A 1,039-nucleotide genomic window follows, 5' to 3' on the forward strand; every position below is an offset into this window, starting at 1 on the left:
GGCTCAACGAGGCCGTGGCCGCACTGTTGCCCCACGTGATCGCACAGAAAGACCAATTTAATGCCCAGGGTATCGCCAACCTGCTGTGGGCCATAGCAAAACTGGTGGACAACAGACAGGAGCGGACACCAGAACTCAACGTGACTGTGGCCGCACTGTTGCCCAACGTGAAGGCACAGAAAGACCAGTTTAATGCCCAGGGTATCGCCAACCTGCTGTGGGCCTTGGCAAAACTGGTAGACAACAGGCAGGAGCGGACACCAGAACTCAACGTGACTGTGGCCGCACTGTTGCCCCACGTGAAGGCACAGAAAAACCAATTTAATGCTCAGGGTATCGCCAACCTGCTGTGGGCCATGGCAAAACTGATGGACAACAGGGAGGAGCGGACACCAGAACTCAATGAGGCTGTGGTCGCGCTGTTGCCCCACGTAAACGTACAGAAAGATCAATTTAATGCCCAGGAAATCGCCAACCTGCTGTGGGCCATGGCGAAACTGGGTGAGCTCGTTGAGCTGAACGTGGTTACCTCTACGTTCGAATCGCTTGTTTACCGGATCAGTGACAACCCTCAGCTTTCTCAGCAAACGATATTGATGTCCCTCTGGGGAGTAATGGTATGCTGTGCCAGGTTGTCTCTGGACTGCAATACCAATAAAAATAGTGTGCTTGAAACGCACATGGATGACCTGCTCACTCGCCTGGAAAATGCCTCCCCAGACAATGAAGAGGAACAATCCATCATTGCCTTGGCCGCAAGTTGGCTTTGCAGAGCGTGTCCGGTCGTCCCCCATTACCAGACAATTATTTCAAAACATCAATCCGGCTTCCGCGCTCAACTCCAATCCCACATTCCATCTTTGCAGATTGAAGAAGAAAAGAGTCTGAACTCACTGCCTCCGGTTGACCTGCTACTGCCAGATCACAACATGGTGATTGAAGTTCAGGGACCGTCTCATTACGTGGGTGGTGACTTCAAAACCAGGAATGGTTCGACTCTGCTGAAAATCGCACTGCTGCAAAAATCAGGATTTGAGGT

1 protein-coding gene is annotated in these 1,039 nt (G+C 51.9%); it reads left to right on the forward strand.

Translation table 11 applies throughout. The annotated features are described in order from the left end of the window. On the forward strand, positions 1–1,039 hold a 1,039-nt coding region (locus tag J7438_RS25865; protein ID WP_209278908.1), incomplete at both ends, for a DUF1601 domain-containing protein.

Source organism: Thalassotalea sp. G20_0, from assembly GCF_017744175.1.
Taxonomy (GTDB): Bacteria; Pseudomonadota; Gammaproteobacteria; order Pseudomonadales; family Endozoicomonadaceae; genus Endozoicomonas.